The sequence below is a fragment of the Thermogemmatispora carboxidivorans genome (genome assembly GCF_000702505.1).
GTDB classification, from domain to species: Bacteria; Chloroflexota; Ktedonobacteria; order Ktedonobacterales; family Ktedonobacteraceae; genus Thermogemmatispora; species Thermogemmatispora carboxidivorans.
This window is the reverse complement of the sequence record NZ_JNIM01000001.1, coordinates 3,591,213-3,611,260: the sequence shown is the minus strand read 5'-3', so window position 1 is coordinate 3,611,260 and position 20,048 is coordinate 3,591,213. Positions and strand designations below refer to the sequence as shown.

Genomic DNA, 20,048 nt, shown 5'->3' with positions numbered 1-20,048 from the left:
AGCCGGACCACGGCGTATACTGGCCCGGTACACGGTCGTTTGTTTGATGTGTGAGGAAGCCGCAGAAGCGAAGGAGGATGCATGTTCTGGTGGTCGCGCCTGGCGCTGGTAAGTCTTGCCAGCAGGTCAACCCTGGTTTTGGGGGTCGTCGCTGCCCTGATCTCTCTGCAGACGCTACAGGATGCACTCCATGTTTGGGGCTATCCCGCAGTGGCCCTCTTTATTATGATTGAAAGCTCGGGCATTCCCTTTCCTGGGGAGACCATGCTCTTGCTGGCCTCGTTTCTGGCGGGGGTCGATCGCCAGTTGCAAATTCCTCTTGTCATCGCCTGTGCCGCGCTGGGGGCCATTGTGGGCGATAATTTAGGATATTTGCTCGGACGTCACGGCGGCAGGCCGCTGGTTGAGCGCTTCGGGCGGTATATCTTTCTTAAGCCTGAGCATCTGGATCGCGCTGAACAGTTCTTTGCTCGTCACGGAGACAAAACAGTTTTCTTCGGGCGTTTTATCGCCGTGCTGCGGGCCTGGGCGGCCTTTCTGGCCGGTGTCAATCGGATGCGTTGGCAGACCTTCCTGATCTACAACGCAGCCGGTGGCGTGCTCTGGGCGACCGTTTTCGGACTGCTTGGCTACTTTGCCGGGCGCGTCTTTCACGACAATTTTGCGGCTGTCGAGCATCTGGCACGGGCCATTAGCTGGGCCGGAGCGCTGGCGCTGGTTGTCGTTGGCCTGGTGGCCCTGCTGCTCTATCGCCTGCGCCGCGCTCGCCTGGTCCGGCAGCGGCAGACGGCTCGCGTTCAGGGTCATCAGGAGGAAGAGAGCCGTAGTGATGAGGTTGCCCCTCTTGAGCAGCGGGAGAGAGCGCTCGCGGCGGCCTCGCGGACAGAGAACGCCTCGGCTCCCTTGGAGGCCTCCGCCGGAGCTGATCCTGAAACGCCTGCTTCAGGTGAAGAGGCGGCAGCTTCCTGGGGGCAGAACGATGGGAGGGCGACGGTAGAGCGCGAAGATTGCTAAGTTCTCTTGGGGGCAGGTGCTCCTTGTGTCTCCTCATCTTGGAGGAGGTTGAGGATAGTCCTGCGGTTTTCCTCCTACCTGGCAGGTTCCCCGATTTAGTACTACTGCTTTGCTGTCTGCCAGCAGTAACATGCTACAATAGCAACAGATGCTATCTGGGGAAAAAGCGAGGTCGCCTATGCCGGCATTGCGAGAAGGCCAGAGGTTCGAACGCTATCGCGTGATCAGGCTCCTTGGCAGCGGAGTAGCAGGTGAGAGCTATGAGGCGGAGGATACGCTGCTGCTGCGAAAGGTGGTACTGAAGCTGTTGCATCCCTGGGCGCCGCTCTCGGATGCAGCGCGGCGGCAGTTTTTCCGCGAGATGCAGGGGATCAGTCAGCTGACTCACCGCTATCTGGCTCCAGTACTCGATTATGGGGAGCTACATGGCAATTTGTATGTGGCGCGGCGCTTGTTCAGCAGTGGCTCGCTCCTGAATAGTGATGGACGCTTGTGGTTTAGTCCGCCGCTGGAGTTGTCGGCGGTGGTAAGCTACACGCAGCAGTTGGCGCAGGCGCTGCAGCATGTGCATCATGCCGGCTATCTGCATGGGGGGCTGAGCCTGACAAATATTATGGTGCTGCGTGGGCCAAATGTGGAGGGAGCGTCGGACTATGCGCCGTTCATGCTGGCCGACGTGGGCCTGACTCACTTTGTGCGTCGCTTCGGGCGGCTGCAGCGTCCGATCTTGCCGGTGACGGCGGCTCCAGAGCAGCTCGGCGGACGAGCGACGCAGGCTAGCGATCAGTTCGCGCTGGCGGTGATTGTCTATACGTGGATCACCGGGCGCCCTCCCTATTTGGGGTTGCCCGAGGAGATCGCGCAGGCCAAGCTGAGCGAGTCGTTTCCATCGCTTCTATCGCTGAATCCACAGATACCGGTGGAGATTGAAGGGGTAATTCGCCGCGCACTCTCGGTCTATCCCGAGGATCGCTATCCTTCAGTGCTGGCCTTCGCCGAGGCGCTGCAGCAGGCGGCTCCGCGCCCAGCAGTACCGCTCTCCTCTCCGCCAGAGCGGGAGGAGCAGGGAGCTGCGCTTGATGTTGGCAAGGTGGAGCGACCTCCTGCGAATCAGTCTGAAGTTGCAGCAGCGATGGTAACGGGCGAGGACAGAGGGGCGGTCGCTGAGGTGCTGGCTACCCCGCTTCCGGTGACTGCTCCTGAAGGGCTGGCTGAGGCTGGATTGCCGGAGGAGGGTATGTCTGCTGAGCATGCGGAGGTACGCGCTGTCTCGCTAGAACGAGCAACTACCCAGGAGGACGAGGTCGCTGCCGCCGAGCAATCTGGGCAACGGCTCGCCGCAGCGCTTCCTGTGGCGGAGATGCAGGCCACAATTGGGACCTCGCTCACCGATGATGGGTTGCCAGCGTCGGGCGATGCTGGACGCTCGCTCCCGCCCTTGCCGCAGTCGCAGCAGGAGGCGGAGGGGAGAGCGGAGCAGCCCCAGGTGATAGCTGGCGAGGAAGATGGGCCGGCTGCTGAGCCACTGACCTCGGGCGAGGAGACGGCTCCGGTTCAGCCGGAACAGGGGACGGCACCGCCTACCACTGGCCCCGAGGATGAAAGAGGGGCAGAAGTGGTACCGGGCGAGATCACCACCAGGCAGACAGGCGACTTTTCTCCCTCTGGCTCTGCGCTGACCTATTTTGAGACGCTGCTCCAGGCGACCCGCTCCCCAGGCCCAGACGTGTCGATCTCCGATAGAGCAGGTCAGGCTGCTGCCTCTGCGGCGACTGAGGCTGCGGCTCTTGCGCCGGAGATCGCAGTGACCGTCGTCGCAGGGCAGGAGCGAGTTAGCCAGCGTGAGGCCGAAGCTGCGATCGTGCCGCCTGTGGCTGTGGAGCTGCCGCCGCAGTCTCCCGTTGAGGTCTCTCTGCTTGAAGTGCTTTCGGGTCTACATGGACGATCAGCGGCGGACTCTGTGTCGGAGGCCCAAGGACAGCAGAAGGCTGCTGAGGTGGCTGCGATCGCAGACGCTGCCCCGCCGCTGCTCGCTGCCAATGGAACTCAGGCAAAAGAAGCTTGTGAGGAGGCATCGGCAGCCAGGGATGGTGGAGAGGAGGAGCATCAGGAAGGCGAGCCGGGACGACTGGAAGAGGAACGGGAGAAAGTGCGGAGGGAACCAGCGCCAGCCTCTGCTGAGGGAGCGCCTCTTGTTGCAGCTCCCGCCTATATTCTGGTCTTGCCGCCGGCGACGGCTGGCCGCCAGGCCACTATTGTGGAGCTTGCCGCTGCTGAGATCAGCATCGGGCGGGCCGGCGATAGCGGTATTCTGCTGGAGGGAGATCGCCGGGTCTCGCGTCGCCATGCCTTTCTGCGGCGAGCAGGAACTGAGCTGCTTATTCAAGACGGCGATAACGCCGAGGGAGTCTTTATCAACGGCCAGCGTCTGGAGCAGAGGGGGAGCCAGGTGCTCCGCTCCGGTGATCGGATTCGCCTTGGTGACCACGAGCTGATTGTCTGCCAGAGCTGGGAAGAGGCTCAGCAGCTCCAGCAGGAGCGCTCCATCTCCAACGGTCAGAGCAGCATGTAGGCAGGGGGCGCGACTCCGGTGCACCAGCCTCCTTGTCCAGGACGCTGGCCTGCCTGCACACTTGTCCCCGATCGGGAGTATCCCGGTCGGGCTTTTTTGTCTGGTGAAGGGTACTCAGGCTGCCGCTGGTGCTGCTGGTCTGGAGCATAGGGCTGGACTGGATGAGGTAGGGCCTCCTCTTCCCACATGGGGTACAATGGGAACCATAGCACATTGGCTGATGGGAGGAGAGGTAACCTGTGGTCTATAGCCTGCTCAAGGCCATCGCGAGCATCTGTTTCAATCTGCTCAATGTTCTGCTTGTGGGCAACTTGCCGCCGCTTGGAGCGGTCAATGTGGTCGTTGAGAGCGAGGGGCGCTTTCTGGTAGTACGCACGGCCCGCGGCACCTGGAGCTTTCCAGGTGGCTTTATGCGCTGGCGCGAGACGCCTTTCGAGGCGGCGGTGCGCGAGTGTGAGGAGGAGACGGGCCTGCGCATTCGGGTGCAGAGTATTATCGGCTGCTATTGGTTAGTGAGTGCTTCCCTGACGCAGATGAGTTCGCTGACGGCGGTCGTCTGCGGCGAGGTGATCGGCGGCCAGCTGCGGGCGAGCATGGAGGGGGAGCCGCTCTGGCTGGAGCGTGAAGAGGCCCTGCGCCGCCTGGGCGAAGGCACGCGGGCTATCTTCGCCGACTATGAGCGTTTTCTCGCCAGTCAGCCAAGCGATGGGCAAGGGCCAGAGTCAAAGCGGGAGCTGAAGCCTGGGCGAGGGCGCTAGCCTGCCTTCTGATCGGCCTCGTCGCCGGCAGTCGGCGGTATGGCTCGTAGTATCAGGGGGGCATGCGCCTTGTCCAACGGCACGGCACATTGAGCATGTTAGCTGGCTCTTTCCTTATTGGTTGTGGGTAATGAAGCCAGCACTGACTTCTATCAAGAAGGTGGTTGCTCAGGTACTCATGGCAGACGATATCAAGGCAGTCTCTACTGAGGTGGTCCCTGTTGATGCGCGGCAGCCCGAGGCCGCAGTCATTGAGCGAGCGGCGGCGCTGCTGCGCGCAGGCGAACTGGTGGTCTTCCCAACCGAGACCGTCTACGGTCTGGGTGGCGACGCTTTGCGGGAAGAGGCAGCCCGCCGGATCTTTGCCGCCAAGGGTCGACCGTTGACTGATCCGCTGATTGTTCATATAGCACAGGTAGAAGAGCTAGAGCGGGTGGCTGCCGCTGTTCCGGAACGCGCGCAGCGGCTGGCCGAAGCGTTCTGGCCGGGGCCATTGACGCTGATTCTGCCGCGTGGCGAGCAGGTGCCGCGGCTGGTTACAGCGGGCCTGGAGACGGTGGCCGTGCGCATGCCGAGCCATCCCGTAGCGCGTGCGCTCATTCGGGCTGCCGGCAGACCCATCGCCGCGCCCAGCGCCAACCGCTTCAAACATGTCAGCCCGACGACGGCCCAGCACGCGCTGGCGGATCTTAGTGGGCGTGTACCCCTCATTCTAGATGGCGGTCCGACCCCGGTCGGCGTTGAGTCGACGGTCGTTGATCTCTGCTCATCGGTGCCGCGTATCTTGCGCCCCGGTGGCACCAGCCTGGAGGCTCTGCGCAAGGTGCTGCCGGAGATAGAGCCACCTCTGCCGCCGCGGACCACGGCTTCTGACAAACGCGAGCGCGAGGAGGGACAGGCTCAGCGCTCGCCTGGTCAATTGCTTGTGCACTATTCGCCGACGGCGCCTCTGCTGCTCTTCGAGGGAGAAGATGAGGCTCAGCGTGCGGCCCTTGTGGCGGAGGCGCTGCGTCGCCTGGAGCGTGGCGAGCGGGTTGGTATCCTGGCGGCGACTGAGGATAGAGAGGCGCTGCGCCCTTGTGAGGAAGGTGGGGCGCTGGTGCGTGCGCCAGCCTCGCTGGAGGAGCCGGAGAAGGTGGCGGCGGCCCTCTTTGCGATCCTGCGCGCGCTGGAGGAGGCGGCTGTCGACGTCATTCTCTGTCGCAGCTTTCGACCCGTGGGCCTGGGGCTGGCGATACAGGACCGCCTGCGACGTGCGGCGGGTGGGCGGATTATCCGGGTTGATCCCTCCGCAGGCGCGACTGAAGGAGTTCGGTGAGCTTCTGAAGCAGCATTTCTAGCAACATCCCGCAGGTCGCGGTTAGTAGCAGCCAGATGGGAAAAATGCAGCAGTACAGGCTGAGATACGCCTCGGCCAGTTGGCTCGACTGTGACGACGGCTGGGTAAAAGAGGGACTGGAGAAAAGACCGATAGTGAGCGTGGCGAGCATGATCAGCAAACCGCCGAAGTGAGAGCGCCAGGCCTGGCCAAAGGACCGGAAGTGAGAGCGCCGGGCTAGCCAGCCGGTGAAAACAGACGCCAGGGGCCCGCCGGCCAGGGCGACGGCGCTCTGCCAGGTGCTTGGGAAAAAGCGGTTTGCTAGCAAGAGGCTATTGAGGCCCCAGAGCGCTGCGGCGAGAAGGCTGCTCACCAGGGCGCCGCGCCAGCTTCCGAAGATTTTCCCTGCCAGGGTAGGGATGGCCGGTAACAGCAATAGCATAGCCACCAGAGTGATCACGGCCCAGGCCGGTGCAGTCCTGGTCGTAGAAGGAGACAGGTAAGCCAACAAGAAAAGTGGTAGGGTAAGATCGAGGGCCAGCAGCACGTAGAGCAGCATGCCGACGACCTGACGTAGTGTGGCTTTGCCGCGTGTGAGCGGCAGGTAGTTGAGAGGGAAAGGCGGCGGAGGCAGCGACCGCGGGACCCAGCTGGCAGCAGAGGCGGGCGAGGGAACCATCATGGCGGCTGAGCGTGAAGGCCGGCGCGCCTGGCGCGGTGTCCGGCTGTCCCGGGAAAGGCGGGCTTCTGACTTACCTCGACCGTGGGACGGTGTGGGGCGAGATGCGGGGGAGGGGGAAGAAAGGTGACCTGGGGGTAGAAGGTAAGGGGTAGTCTCCTGCTGAAGACTGGTTGGGGGCGGAAGCCTGAGAGGCACGCTCTCCGTTGGAATGATTCCAGAGGCCATCAGCGATGCGGGGGAAGAGAGAAACCTGTCAATAGCGGAGCCACGCATGGTCTCGATCGTGGTCTCTTCCAGGGCGGTGGCGAACTCCTTCACGCTGGAGAAGCGCGCGCGCCAATCCTTGGCCAGAGCGCGCTGAATGGCCACTTCGATATCCGGCGGAATCTCTGGCACATACTGGCGGAGCGAGGGCACCGGCGCCATGCAATGTTGAGCCGCGATCTCGTTAAAGCTACCAGCAAAGGGGGGAGCACCGACCAGCCACTCATAAAGGACCACGGCCAGCGCGTACTGATCGCTCTCTGGGCGAGGATAGCCCTGAATCTGCTCGGGGGCCATGTAGGTCACTGTCCCCGCCAGATCCCGAGTGCTTTGCAGGCGAGTGCTGGAGGCGATGGTCGCAATGCCAAAGTCTGCGAGCAGCACACCGCCGTCGCGGCCAACCAGCATGTTCTCGGGTTTGACATCGCGGTGGACGAAGCGAGCCTCATGAGCGTAGTGCAGCGCCTCGGCGATCTGGCGCGTGTAGTCCAGAGCCACCAGGAGCGGTAGCCGGCAGCCGGCTGGATGGCGCTGGCGCAGTGAGCCGCCGGGAAGGTAGTCCATTACCAGATAGGGGAGGTGCCCTTCGTGCAGGCCAAAGTCGAGGACGCGCACAATATGTGGATGGACCAGGGCGGCAATGGTTCGCGCCTCACGGCGGAACTGCTCGATCGCCTCCTGATTGGCCACCTGGTTCAGAATCTTGATCGCTGCCTGCGTGCCCAGGTGAAGGTGAGTGGCCAGGTAGACCTGAGCAAAGGAACCCTGACCTAGCAAGCGTTCCAGGTGGTAGTGCCCCAGCTGCAGACCGCTGTAATCAGTCATTGCTCGTTTCCCTCCTGCTGAAAGCCCATCCCGCCAGTAGTGTATCAACTTCTCATCTTCACTGTCAAGTTGCCTATTTAGCAGTAGGATATCGTTTCATAATGATAGCGGGGCACCATCCCACCTTAGTCAGCGTTATTCCATTATCACGAGAGCATTTCTATCATTTGTGTGAATAGCTCCAGAGTGGATTTATCTTCTCCCTCCAGCTGGAGGACGTGCCCGAGCTGTTGAAGCCATTCCTTGCTTGGGTAGCGCTTCCCATGTTCCAGAGGCCAGATATAGATAGTATCTCATGATCTTCCTCTTTCTTTTCCCCCTCTGTGGTTATAGAATACCTCTAAGTAAGAGATACAATTTTTTTTGATGCGACAAGCCTGGCAAAGTGTTCTTCCTCTGTTGCTCTATCGGTACTGGAGGCCGCTGGTGGTATATCTAGTGGAGGAGACGGAGCGGTCCTTGCCGCGGGGAGAGGATGAGTGCGTGGAGATCAAGTATCTGTACAGGGAGAACCTGTACAGTGCGGAGGTAGTGGAGCGTTGGGGGAGAGAGCGGCTGGAGGGGACGCCGGGGGCGAGGGTGGAGGAGCTGGAGGAGGGAAGGCTGTGGCTGCACGTCTACAGGAGGGAGGAAGCGATGGCCTATCTGGGGTTAGAGCTGCCGGTGTGGTGAGGGGGCAGAAGGAGAGACGGGCGTAGGCCGGAAGCAGGAGCAGAACAGTGGTCCCCTTCTCCCTGGGCACTCAGCCCTGTTGGCGTTCTAGCCATCGTTGCAAGGCCATCTCAACCGTTGTGCCGACCAGGAGCATCACCAGCAGGGACGCCAGCACACTCCACAACAGCCCATTCGTCAGACCAGGGATCAACGAGGCCAACGTCACCAGCAAGGCGAGCGTGGCCTCGGCCATGCCTGTCTTCCCCATCAGATTGCCCAGCAGCGGCCCCAGCACCAGCAGCAAAGCGCCTGGCAGCAAAGCTAAGAGCGCCCGCCCCACGCCTCGTAGCGTACGGCGCTCATAAATCCAGCCAGTCAGCAGCGCCGCTATCGGAGGCATGAGCAGAAATGGAGAAAATGACAACCAATGCCCTGTCAGACTCATCGTCGCCAGAAAGAGCGCATAGACCCCATTCACCAGCGCCCCGCGCCAGCTTCCCCACAGTGCCCCAGCCAGCAATGTGCCGCTGCCCACCAGCGAGCCGCCGATCGCCGTATAGAGCCAGAGCGGCAGGCCCAGCGTCTGCAAAGGTGGGCGCAGGAACAACAACGGCAAGAACGGCACAATCAACACAACAGCATAGATAGCCAGATAGAGAAGCTGCTTCGATCCGACTGGACCACGCACCAGTGGCAAATAATTCAGGGCCATTGGAGGTGGAGGCAGGCGCGGCGGAGGTGCCCCTGTCTCAGCATAATACGAAAAAGCAGCGGGAGCCTGCTCCGTTGGCAGGGCCGCGGCGCTCCCAGCTGAAAGGAGGCCTCCCCCCGACGCCGGCAAAGACAGCGGCGCGCTGGCGCCGGCCATGAGCACAGCCACCCCGCTGACCTGCTCCAACGCCTCCGCGAAAGCGCGCACCGAAGGGAAGCGGGCGCGCCAATCCTTGGCCAAAGCCCGCAGAATGACCTCCTCCACCGCTGCAGGCACCTCCGGTGCCCGAGCGCGCAGCGATGGGGGCAGCACCGTGCAATGGCGCACCGCTACCTCGGCAAAGCTGCCTGTAAAAGGAGGTGCTCCAGAGAGCCACTCATAGAGCACCACCGCCAGCGCATACTGATCACTCTCCGGGCGTGGGTGGGCCTGAATCTGCTCCGGCGCCATATAGAGCACTGTCCCCGCCAGATCCTGACTGCCAGCCAAGCCGTTCACAGAGTGGCTCAGCGACCCCGTTGTCTCCAGGATAGTCGCAATGCCGAAATCCGCCAACCGCAGCAGACCATCCTCACCCAGCAGCATATTCTCCGGCTTCACATCCCGATGAACGATGCGTCGCTCGTGAGCATACTGCAGCGCCTCCGCCGCCTGGCGCACGTAGCTCAGAGCCAGCGCCAGCGGCAGACGGCTCCCACGCGGGAAGCGCTGGCGCAGCGAGCCGCCGGGCAGATAGTCCATCACCAGATAGGGCAGGTGTCCCTCATGCAGCCCAAAGTCGAGGACGCGCACAATATGCGGATGCACCAGAGCGGCAATCGTCCGCGCCTCGCGGCGGAACTGCTCGACTGCCTCGGGGCCGAGCGCTGCGTGCAACACCTTGACCGCGACCTGGGTCTGCAAGTGCACATGGGTAGCCAGATAGACCTGGGCAAAACTGCCGGCCCCGAGTAAGTGATCCAGGCGATAATGGCCGAACTGCAGGCCGCTGTAGTCGGTCATTGCTCCTCTTCCTGCATAGTGGTGATCAGCTCCCTATCCAGGGTGGGAGCTGGGCAGGCCAGCCGCGGCTAGCCCTGCTTTGCCACAAACTCCCCGCGCATAAAACCCAGCAGATAATCGCTCGCCGGATGACGAGCGCGCCGGATTGCCTCCATCACAGCCTCCCGATCATAAGGAACGCGCCGTAGCTGAAGCTGGTAACCGCTATTATTGGCCTTCACAATGGCATAGCTGGCCACCAGCTCTGGCGTCACCGGATTGCTCACGCTTCCCAGATTCACCACGCGCACCCCGGACACCGTACGATCAAGCGGGATATGGGTATGGCCAACACAGATCAGATCGGCATTGCACTCCTTCACCAGGGCCTCCAGCTCGGCCTCGCTTAAACGGGGATGGATGCCGGGGCCATCGTCGGTACCGGGGGCTGCATGTACCCCGAGCAAGCGTGTCCCATCGGGCAAGGTCAGCCGCTGCTCCAGGGGGAGGCGGCCCAACCAATCCAGCCAGCCCGTAGCCGTCAAATAGCCCTTGGTCCAGGCAAAACTCTTCACCGTGCTCAGCAGCTTGGGCAACAGTTCAAGGCGGCCCTGCGCCCGAATCTGCTCGATCGAGATGGGCAGCTCATCGCTCACCACATAGCGATCGGTATTCCCGCGCGTAAAACGCACCCGTGGCAGCTTCGTCACCCGTTCCAACACGGCCACGGGATCATAGCCAATGGCAACCAGGTCGCCCAGAATCCAGTACTCATCGATTGGCCCCTGCCTCTGGACATCGGCCAGCACAGCCTCCAGCGCAATCGGGTTGCCATGAATATCCGACAAAATCGCAATGCGCATGCCAGAAGTCCTCTCTTCGCTGTAGCTCAGTTCAGTCAACTCAAGGTCTTCTCTAGAGAAGAACGCAGCTTTTACCAGAAAGCAGAACCGATGATGCGATCAGAGAAAGTAGCAATGTGCCGGCTGCGACGCGACAGCGATCACTTGCGAGAGGAGGGTAGCCCTGGCTGGTTTCTACTCTTCTCACCACCTGGCGGGAAGCCCGACCAGCGCCCCCGAAAAATCCTGTGCACCCAGCGGCGCGGTGCGGCGGTCCTGCTCGATCTCGCCTCGGTCAGGCATATCACAATGGTACATCTCTGTAAAGGATAGCACATCGGTAGCTGTCTGGTAGCTATTCCAGACTATCGGGCTATGGCTGAGATTCCTGCCGGGGTGAGGAGAGACACCTGACACGGAAGAGCGCGAACAAGTGCATGAGGCGAAGAAGGTTATGAAAAAAATTGGTTGGAAGTAAAGCTTAGTGTTCCTGGAGCATATAGCGGATTTTCAGCGCGATCTGCAAAGAGAGGCGCAGCTCTGAATCCTCAAGGGACTGGCCGAGCAATTCCTCGATGCGTTCCAGGCGATAGAGCAGCGAATTGCGGTGCATATGCATAGCGCGTGCTGCCTCGCTGAGATTGCCATTACAGCGGAAAAAGCACTCCAGTGTCTCGATGAGCTCGCCGCCGCGGCTGTCATGTTCCAGCAGAGGGCCGAGCGTCTCGCGGTAGAAAGCCGTCAGCTCCTCGTGGCCATAGAGGTGGAAGAGGAGGCGGTAGATTCCGAGGCGAGCGAACGAATGGAGGCGGCCCTCGCCGAAGAGGCGGCGCCCGATCTCCAGGGCCTGCTGAGCCTCCCGCATGGACTGTCCGATACCCTGGATCTGCTGAGCGATGCGCCCGACGCCCACCGAATAGGGGGGATCGCTCTCATGGCGCGTTGGGGGGCGAGAGCTGCCAGCGGAGGCGCTTTCTCCCTTCAGAAAATTGGTGCTTTGCTGAATCCGGCCATGTACCCGCTCCAGGCGCGAGAAAAGGGCCTGTTCCAGCTCATGATCGGAGCGCGAATCGCTGCCCCCCGTGCGCAGGTCGCTGAGTGGCAGCAAAGCCGTCACACGCTGCTGCTCCGTGACCACCCAGGCTGAGGGCCAGGAGCGCAAGAGTTCCTCGCGCACGCGGCGGCTCCAGCCGGCGGCGATGGTTCCGGCCAGGGGAGCTGCCTGCTGGGGAGACAGCTCGAAGACCACCACCACCTGGGGAGGAGTCAGATCGTGGCCCAGCAAGCGAGCGCGGGCCTGCATCTCCTCCGGCTGCTGGTAGTTGCCCTGCACCACATCGAAAAAAGCCTCCAGCTGATAGCGGCTCTCCACCTCGCTGCGCTCGCGCTCGCGCACAAACTCCAGGGCCAGAATAGGGGAGACCTGGCCGAGCAGGAGGCGTTCCTGATAATCGAAGGTCTGCTCTCGGCCAATCAAGGAGAGGTAGCCGACGATCTCGTGGCGGATCAAAATCGGGACCACGACGCGCGCCAGGCCCTCCTGGCGGAGGGCGTCCTCGTCCTGGAGAGGAGGCAGACTGATAGGGAGCATGCCTTCTGGCTGGGCGGCGGGAGGAGCCACCTGCCAGCGAGACGAGTAGTCCGCGTCCTGGACCACCACCCACTTGCCGGTCACGCGCGCCAGATACTCACAGAGGCCCTGGATACCGACGCCCTGTACGCTGAGCTGCATCAGCTGGTGAGCCACCTCCGTAGCGCGACGCTCGAGCTCGCTGCGGAAGCTGGCCACGAAGGTAATCACCTCGCGTACAATCTCCTCCAAGGGAGCCGAGGCCGGCAGGTAGATCAGCGGAAGGTGCAAGCGATTGGCCACAGCCACCGCCTCTGGGCCGAGGGCCTCAATCGAAGGGGCGGCCACAGCCACCGCCGCGATCCCCTCCCGATGTAGCGTCTGCAGCAGATGGGGCAGCGTCTCATCGAGGCGGCGCAACTGGGTCAAACTCAGCAGAGCCAACTCACCGCCACGGATACTCTCAAAAGCCGGCAGGCGGGCGCGCATGCGCAAGGCCCAGGTCACGCGACGCTCCAGCCCCTCGGCGCCGGCCACCAGCTGGGCATCGCGGGAAGCGAGCAAGGTTAACACGTTGCGCACCGTCGCCGCCGAAGTGGGGGACGGGCTAGTCATCGCAGCGCCTCCATACAACAGGGAAGCGCGGCGTTACCGCCGCGCCGTATTCGCAGCCGCACTCGCGCTGGCTCGCTGAGCCTTGCGCTTCTCCCTGAGTTTCTTCTCCTTCATACGATGTTTGCGCTGAGCGACTCGTTTACGCTTATTCATAGCGAGCAGGACCTCTTTCCAGATCAGCGTTTTCTTGCAAGAGATGATAATAGAAGAGATTCACGGATTAAGAGCAGAAATCGCGGGAACGGCGACCGGTGACCGGGCTTGCTCTCCTTTTTTTACTCCTCGACATCGCTGCCAGACTCGAAATCGAGGTCGCCGTACTCATCGCTATCCTCAGTGCCCTCGTAGTACTCGTCCTCGCTGAGCAGCTCATCCTCCTCATCGCGGTCGTAGCGCAGCATACTGTCCTTGGTGTACGGTCTGACGAGTTCGCCACCGGCCTGAGCCGGGAAGCTCACCGTACCCACCATGCTCGGGTGCTGATAGGACTCGCTGATCACCACGCGGACGTGGTTGTTATCCAGTGTTGAGATCGCGGCCTCATAGCGATTGCCGTGCTCCATCAAGGTGATCAGGCGGTTAGCCAGCCGCGGCTCAATCTGGCCGATTCGCTCACCTGTAGCGGAGTGCACGTAGATCGCATGGCCGTCGCGCTCAAGCTGGACCTTCTCGCCAGTGCTGACGCGGGCAAGCACCTGGGGTTCGGCCAGGTTGAGCAGGTCGGTGGTCGTCCGCTTGCCTGGCTCCTCATTGAAGATCACCGGGTCGATAGCGACAGTGGCGGCATTGACGCGGGCCTGATCCTCCTGGATCAAAGCGAGCTGTTCCAGATTCTTGCGCGCGATCGTGTTATTGGGATTGAGCTTGAGCGTCTGTGAGTAGGCCTCGCGGGCCTCGGCGTACATACCCAGCTCGCGGTAGGCCTTGCCCAGGCGATTGTAGGCCTCGGCCTCATTTGGGAAGAGGTTCAAGATATTCTTATTCGTGACTACCGCTTCCTGCCACTGGCTAGCCAGGGCCTGCTGAATGGCCAGCTCCGTCCACTGCTTCTTCAGCCGGGCCTTCTCCTCCGCCGATAGCGCTTGCGTCATCAGAAGCCACCTCCATCTACGAACGAATTGCGAAATGCCGCGGGCCAGGGCCTGGCCCGCCTATTATACCGCAACGGCGCAACCCTGCAAGGACCAGGCCGTAGCGCGCTCGATGCGCACCTGCACCAGGTCGCCGGGGTGCAGCGCCTCCAGATCGACGCCCGCCTCGCGTCCATCGTGGAAGGACAGATGTCCTTCGTCATCAGCGGGAGGGAAGTAGACCAGCTTATTGCCGCGGTTGCGGCCCTTCCACTGACGGCGGCCATGCAGCGTATTGCTCTCCTCGATCAGCACCTCCTCCACTCGTCCCACGTACTGCTCATTCAGCTCCAGCGCAATGCGGGCCTGCAGTTCCTCAACGGCGTGCAGCCGGCGCTTCTTCTCAACCAGCGGCACATCGTCGGACCAGCGGGCCGCCACCGTGCCCGGGCGAGGTGAGTAGGCGGCCACGTGAACCACATCGAAGCGGATCTCCTCCAGCAGGTCGAGCGTATGCTGAAACTCCTCCTCGCTCTCGCCGCAGAAGCCGACGATGACATCCGTCGAGAGCGTCACGCCGGGCCACCAGGCGCGCAGCCTGGCGATCAGCTCGCGGTACTCGGCTATGGTATAGCCGCGCTTCATGCGGCGCAGCACGGCGTCATCGCCCGACTGCACAGGAATATTGACATGCTCGCAGACCTTGGGCAGGGCCGCCATGCGCTGGATCATGCGATCCGTCATGTGACGCGGGTAGGAGGTCATGAAGCGGATGCGCTTGAGGCCGTTGATCTCGCTCAGCTTCTCCATCAAGTCGGCCAGATCGGGCTGACCGGGCAGATCGAGGCCGTAGGCTTCGATGGTCTGGCCGAGCAGCGTCAGCTCGCGGGCGCCCTTGGCCACCAACGACTGGGCCTCAGCGTAGACCTCCTCCAGTGGCCGACTCCGCTCCCGGCCCCGGCGGTAGGGGACGATGCAGTAGGTGCAGACCTTATTGCAGCCCAAGATCACCGGCAGCCAGGCGGTAGGCGCCACATAGCGCGCCTCGATCTTCGTCGGATAATGGGCCACGCGCTCGCCGGGGCGTGGCGTGATCGCCATTGGCAGGACCGTGCGCTGCCCGCTGCGGTTGAGCGAGGTGGCGATGGTCGGCGTCGGCTGGCTCTGGCGGGAGGGCTCCTCCGCCTCCGCTTCCCACGACAGCGGCTGGAGCTGATGCAGCTGGCCGCTCTCATCCTGATATTCGATATCCAGGCAGCCCGCTCCGGAGATAGGCGTCCAGCGCTCTTCGAGGAAGCGCGGCAGGATATCGGCCTGCTCTACCTTGAAGAGCAGATCGATATGGGGATAGCGGCGCGTCAGCTCGTCGATGGTCTTTTGGTTGCCGATCATGCAGCCCATCAGAGCGATCAGCAGATCGCTGCGCCGTTCCTTCATCTGCTTGAGGCGCACCAGCAGATTATGGGCCTTCTCCTCGGGGGCCTGGCGCACGCTGCAGGTATTGAGTACGACCAAATTAGCCTGCTCCAGGCTCGCCTCTTCCCACCCCAGTTCATCAAGCATGCTCTGAATGCGCTGCGAGTCGGCCTGATTCATCTGACAGCCGACCGTCCAGATGTGGTACTTCCCCTTGGGAATGGTGGCAGTTGTGGTCATGATGGATCGTCCCTCTCCGAGCCTCAAGGCTTTACATGCATGCTTCTTTCGGTTCTTCGCATCCTCTGGCTGCTTCTCTCGCCTCTACCTGCCTACCCTGTGTTAGCTGGCTGGCTGGTTGGCTGGTAGCCCTGCTTTCCGGATCAGTCTCTTTTTCCTGGCTGGGTATTATACACCATTCACATGGGATTTAGAAAGTCCAGACTTTGAGATGGCGATAGGCCACATCTGTTGGTTGTCCGCCATCGACGAGTGGCACAGCCAGCAGGGCCAGCTGTCCGGCCCGATAGTGTCCGTCGCTGATTTGCACCACGGGATCGTGATTGAGATAGAGGGTCAGACTGTTGCCGCGAGCCACGAGTGCCAGGAGATTGGTCTGGCCGAGGCCGCGCTGGTAGTTCAGGGCGATCCCGCGCGTCAGCTCATCGACATCGTCGCCGCCGGTGTAGGCGAAAAGCGCATAGATGCCGGTGGTGCCGACCTGGAAGAGATAATAGTGGTCGTTATCGATATCTGCTCCCCGGAAAAGCAGCCCGCCCTGATCCCCAGCCACGATGGTCATCTCGACTTCGAGCGTGAAGTCGCTGTAGCTCATGCCATTGCTGCAGTGATCGAAGTAGCGGGGGTCCTGGCTCACGACGTGATAGGCCCCGGAGCGGAAGATGCAATGGACACCGGTTTCCCAGCCGATGCTGTTGCGCGCATCGCTCAAGGGGGCGTAGAGTACCAGCTTGCTGCCACCCGAAGGGTAGGGATTGGGATAGGCGGCGATGACCGAAGCGGTTGCCTGGGCGTCAGCCGTGGCCTGAGCCACAGCGCTGGCCTTAATACCTGCCTGCTTGGTCGCTACAGAGGCGGTAGCGGCGAGGCTGGTGGCTGTTGCGCGGGCCTGCTCCTGGGTCTGTTGCTGCTGATGCAGGCCCAGCAGAACCGCGCTGCTGATCACTATGAGCAAGATGACCACGGTCGCGATCAGCCAGAGGCGACGGCGCGGGTTGGTACCCTTGCCCTGAGCCGGGGCCGACCACTGCTGGGCGAGCGATGGAGACGACGAGATCGGTGGAAGGGGCCCCGGCGTATGGGGAGGTGGGGGCGCCGTCTGCCCCATCGTTGAGGAAGAGGAGACGAGCGCGGCAGGAGCCGCTGACTGGAGCCGATCGCTGGCAAGCTGGGTGGGGACCTCTTCCTCTGAGGAGGGTCCGCCTGGTCCGCCCAGGGGTGGCCCGGGCAGCACGATGATCGTGAGCTGGAGCGAGCCGTAGCTGCCGTCTTCTCGACGCCGTCCCTGGTTGGCAACGCTAAGACGCTGGCCTGATTGCACACCCGCCGGGAGCGTCAGCGGGAGCTGGCGCCCGTCGGGGAGAGTGAGCATGCGGCTGGTGCCGGTTCTGGCCTCCTCTGCGCTAATGGCCAGGGTGGCATAGAGATCGTCGGCCCGCTGTGGCTCAGACTGTAGGGACATCTTGCCTGTTACCTCCTGGTTACCTCCTGCTGAGTGCACGCCCTCCGGGCAGGCGTGGCGCGAAACGTTTGCGTTTGCTGCCTCCTCACGGCGCTCTCTCCTTCCAAAACGGTCGGGCAAGCCGGAAGTGGCTGGCTAGTCTGCGGAATCTCTCAGGAACGAACGCGCTGAGCCTGCAGAATCCGTAGGCCGCCCAGGAGCAAGGAGAGATCCGCTACTTGCAGAAAGAAAAGATTATTGAAGCTGTTGGTGATCCCGGGAATAGAGAGGAGAAGGATGATGAGGGGGAGAAGCCCACAGAGGAAGGTTGGCCCTGGATGGAGGCGCCAGCAAACGGGGCGCAGCCACCAGATCAGCAGCGCCAGCCAAAGGGCCAGGGCGGCGATGGCGTTGGCGACCGTCACCGAAGAGCGCTGGTCGGCGGCGGTCAGCAGGTAATCGGTCAGGACGATACAGCTTCCTCCCACCAGAGCCAGGGCGAAGAACCAGGTGTCCCAGCGAGGGGCCCGCGCCTGCTCCGTGGCGAAGCAGAGGTACATGCCCAGCAAGGAGAGATTGCCCGAAGCATTCAAATAGGCGACCGCCCCCGGCTGGGCGCGCAAATTAAAGAGCAGATTGAGGCCCTCAAAGCAGGCCCACAGGCAGCCGAAGATCGCCCCCAGCCGTACCCAGGTCGTGCGCCCGCGCACCAGCAGCACAAGCCACAGCAGCAACAAAGCCCCGAGATGAGCAAGCTGGGGCCAGTTACCGCTGTAGTGGTAGGCCTGCCAGCCGTTGGTCAAGAGAGACTCTGCGCTCAGGCCCAGGCCGAGCGTCAGGGCGAAAACCACAATAAAGCCTGGCGTCCACACGACCGTCTCTGCTTGCTCGCTTCCCAGGTCTCTCGCCGTTGTCGACGACCCCTCTACCGGCGCTGCCTCCTGGCAGGCTGCCTGCTCTGGCGGCTCGATGGCGCTCTCGGCCATGCTCTCCCCCTCTTTCCTGATCAATGATCCCGTCTCCCGCCATCCCCTCAGCCCCCTCGTGAGGATTGGCTCCCCTGCATTATACCCCACCGGAAGGAGAGAGCAGTAGCGCTTACTGCCAGGTCCTAGCCAGGCGGCCCGCCATCGTGATGACAGCCCGCCTGGCTGTTTGTTTATGTCTTGGCAGGCTGGCTGGCTCTACTCGGGCAGTTCGACGCCAACGATGCGGGCCGCCTGACGACGCAGCACCTGCAGTCCCTCGCTGAAGTGCACGGGATAGGGCTCCTGCACCGTCAGAGCCCGATACTTCTGGGGGAGGGAGGCCAGGTTTTGCTGAGCCAGCTCACGGATCTCTGATAGCGGGGGCAGACTGCCGGGCACGACCTCGCCATTGCGCATCACAGGCTTCAGCAGGCGATGGTAGCCGACTGGGGCTGGCTCATGGGCCAGTTGCACTACGTCCTCCTCCCACTGGGGGTGGCGATAGATCTCTTTCTTGCCTGGCCAGGTCGATTTCTCGCTGGCCAGCTTGACTTTGGGGTACTCCGTGCCGTTTTCGTCGACGTACCAGACCTCCTTGTAGACCGCGCCGAGCGAGCCGCCGGCGATCCCACGTTCGACCGAGCCGGAGCCGCTCCCCAGGGCTGTGCCGACGCCGAAGGCATCGATGGCGGCGCCGGCCTGCAGCAGCTCCAGAATCTTCCACTCATCCAGGTCGCCACTGGCCAGGATGCGTACGTGCTGTAGATCCGCCTTATCAAGCTGCTCGCGGATATAGAGGCTATCGGCCACCAGGTCGCCGCTATCGATGCGCACAGCGGCCAGCGTATGACCCAGGGTCTCCTGAGCACGTAGGGCCACCTCGATCGCCGTGTGAATAGCGCGGCGCGGATCGTAGGTATCCAGCAGCAGCGTATAGCGGTTGTAAGCCTGGGCGACGGCCTCAAAGGCCTCCTCCTCGCTGTCGAACAGCTCGATCAGAGCATGGGGGACCGTGCCAGTCGCAGGCAGGCGGAACTCATAGGCGGCGTTCAGCAATGAAGTGCTGGCGCAGCCGCCGATGTAGGCCGCGCGTGCCACGGTCATTGGCTCCTGGGCACGGCGGAAAGCGAACTCGGCCACGCGGCGCGGCTGGCCCTGCTGGGCGGCGTAGACAATGCGCGAGGCCTTGGTGGCGATCAGGGTCGCCAGGTTGATGGCCTGCAAGATGCCGGCCTCTAGCAGGAGCGCCTCGCGGAACGGTGCCGTCACCCGCAGAATCGGCTCGTTGGGGAAGGCGATTGATCCTTCTGGCATAGCGAGGATCTCGCCAGTGAAGCGTAGATTGGCCAGTTCGTCCAGAAAGGCGGCGTCATAGTCGCGGATGCGCGCCAGAAAGGTCAGCTCTTCTTCGGTATAGCGGAACGATTGAACGAATTCGAGCGCGGCCTCCAGGCCGGCGACGAGTAGATAAGCGCCGCCGAAGGGGGCGGAGCGCGTATAGAGGTCAAAGGTGGCCAGGCCGTTGCGACCGGTGCGCCAGCTCACATAGGCAGCGTCTGGATGGTACATGTCAGTCATTAATCCCGGGTGCACACTGGGGGCGCGGCGATGCATCGGAAGCCCTCCTCAGTTAGTGTACTTTGTACCCTATTAAAAATCAGGGATATTGTACCACAAGCGAGCGGGGGAGGGGCAAGGAATCGGCTTTGTGGGCCTGGTGTCGATTGACACTCAGCCCATTCGTATGCTACTCTCTATCTGTCAGTTGAAACGAGTTCTTACCGGTCTGGCGCGCTTCTCTGAAGCGTGTTGTGGCCTCTGCAGGGAGCTGCCCTGGCTCTCTCCCGCGGTTGCGGGCCTGCGGTCCAGTGCAAGCCTCAGCGGGCGCAGGTGTGGGGTGGGGCCGGTGAGCGACTCGGGCGTGCAAGGTGCTCAAAAGGTCGTTCTCTCTGGGCGTGTGTAAGGAGCGAGAAAGGAAGGAGAAGCCGCAACGATGAAGGGGCAGGGGGGCAGCGATCTGGCGAGCCTGCCCTGTGTTGATCCTTTCCCCGTGACTCTCAAGCATCCGGAGTGAGTTGTCTGCGAGCGAGGAGGGGGCATCTGAGC

At 62.4% G+C, this 20,048-nt stretch carries 14 protein-coding genes; 5 read left to right on the top strand and 9 right to left on the bottom strand.

The window, feature by feature from the left end; all coding sequences use genetic code 11:
* Positions 1–81 precede the first annotated feature (81 nt).
* The 4 genes from N688_RS14150 (at position 82) to N688_RS14135 (ending at position 5,662) form a co-directional block, all read left to right on the top strand.
* Positions 82–1,014, top strand: coding sequence for a DedA family protein (locus tag N688_RS14150; RefSeq protein ID WP_052889888.1), 933 nt, complete (start codon positions 82–84; stop codon positions 1,012–1,014).
* 178 nt (positions 1,015–1,192) lie between these two features.
* The gene (locus tag N688_RS14145; protein ID WP_052889887.1) at positions 1,193–3,586 is read left to right on the top strand and encodes a protein kinase domain-containing protein; all 2,394 of its coding nucleotides are present in this window, start codon (positions 1,193–1,195) and stop codon (positions 3,584–3,586) included.
* 239 nt (positions 3,587–3,825) lie between these two features.
* The gene (locus tag N688_RS14140; RefSeq protein ID WP_052889886.1) at positions 3,826–4,344 is read left to right on the top strand and encodes an NUDIX hydrolase; all 519 of its coding nucleotides are present in this window, start codon (positions 3,826–3,828) and stop codon (positions 4,342–4,344) included.
* Between the two features lie 178 nt (positions 4,345–4,522).
* Positions 4,523–5,662 carry an L-threonylcarbamoyladenylate synthase gene (locus N688_RS14135; RefSeq protein ID WP_081838850.1) on the top strand — a complete coding sequence of 380 codons (1,140 nt, stop codon included), beginning with the start codon at positions 4,523–4,525 and terminating at the stop codon, positions 5,660–5,662.
* Here the strand turns inward: N688_RS14135 and N688_RS14130 are convergent.
* The gene (locus tag N688_RS14130; RefSeq protein ID WP_052889885.1) at positions 5,616–7,433 is read right to left on the bottom strand and encodes a serine/threonine-protein kinase; all 1,818 of its coding nucleotides are present in this window, start codon (positions 7,431–7,433) and stop codon (positions 5,616–5,618) included. The genes N688_RS14135 and N688_RS14130 overlap by 47 nt on opposite strands.
* Positions 7,434–7,832: 399 nt before the next feature.
* Here N688_RS14130 and N688_RS22875 point away from each other — a divergent pair, with 399 nt between their 5' ends.
* A complete protein-coding gene (locus N688_RS22875) occupies positions 7,833–8,105 on the top strand; it encodes a hypothetical protein (protein WP_156025424.1) in 273 nt (90 codons plus the stop codon).
* Positions 8,106–8,175: 70 nt separating this feature from the next.
* Here the strand turns inward: N688_RS22875 and N688_RS14120 are convergent, their stop codons facing one another.
* The 8 genes from N688_RS14120 to pncB all read right to left on the bottom strand — a co-directional run bounded on the left by N688_RS14120 (position 8,176) and on the right by pncB (position 19,556).
* On the bottom strand, positions 8,176–9,801 hold the full coding sequence (locus N688_RS14120) for a serine/threonine-protein kinase (RefSeq protein WP_052889883.1): 1,626 nt from the start codon (positions 9,799–9,801) through the stop codon (positions 8,176–8,178).
* A gap of 68 nt (positions 9,802–9,869) precedes the next feature.
* Positions 9,870–10,643: a metallophosphoesterase family protein gene (locus N688_RS14115; protein WP_052889882.1), complete on the bottom strand. Its 774-nt coding sequence runs from the start codon at positions 10,641–10,643 to the stop codon at positions 9,870–9,872.
* 460 nt (positions 10,644–11,103) lie between these two features.
* The gene (locus N688_RS14110) at positions 11,104–12,807 is read right to left on the bottom strand and encodes a PucR family transcriptional regulator (RefSeq protein WP_052889881.1); all 1,704 of its coding nucleotides are present in this window, start codon (positions 12,805–12,807) and stop codon (positions 11,104–11,106) included.
* Positions 12,808–13,082: 275 nt separating this feature from the next.
* A complete protein-coding gene (locus N688_RS14105) occupies positions 13,083–13,898 on the bottom strand; it encodes a tetratricopeptide repeat protein (protein WP_052889880.1) in 816 nt (271 codons plus the stop codon).
* A gap of 63 nt (positions 13,899–13,961) precedes the next feature.
* Positions 13,962–15,533 (bottom strand): MiaB/RimO family radical SAM methylthiotransferase, encoded by a 1,572-nt coding sequence (locus N688_RS14100; RefSeq protein WP_052889879.1) that lies wholly within the window; start codon positions 15,531–15,533, stop codon positions 13,962–13,964.
* Positions 15,534–15,723: 190 nt separating this feature from the next.
* The gene (locus N688_RS14095) at positions 15,724–16,995 is read right to left on the bottom strand and encodes a 3-keto-alpha-glucoside-1,2-lyase-like domain-containing protein (protein WP_052889878.1); all 1,272 of its coding nucleotides are present in this window, start codon (positions 16,993–16,995) and stop codon (positions 15,724–15,726) included.
* Between the two features lie 152 nt (positions 16,996–17,147).
* Positions 17,148–17,960 (bottom strand): hypothetical protein, encoded by an 813-nt coding sequence (locus N688_RS14090; protein ID WP_052889877.1) that lies wholly within the window; start codon positions 17,958–17,960, stop codon positions 17,148–17,150.
* Positions 17,961–18,158: 198 nt separating this feature from the next.
* A complete protein-coding gene (pncB, locus tag N688_RS14085; RefSeq protein ID WP_081838848.1) occupies positions 18,159–19,556 on the bottom strand; it encodes a nicotinate phosphoribosyltransferase in 1,398 nt (465 codons plus the stop codon).
* Positions 19,557–20,048: the final 492 nt, after the last annotated feature.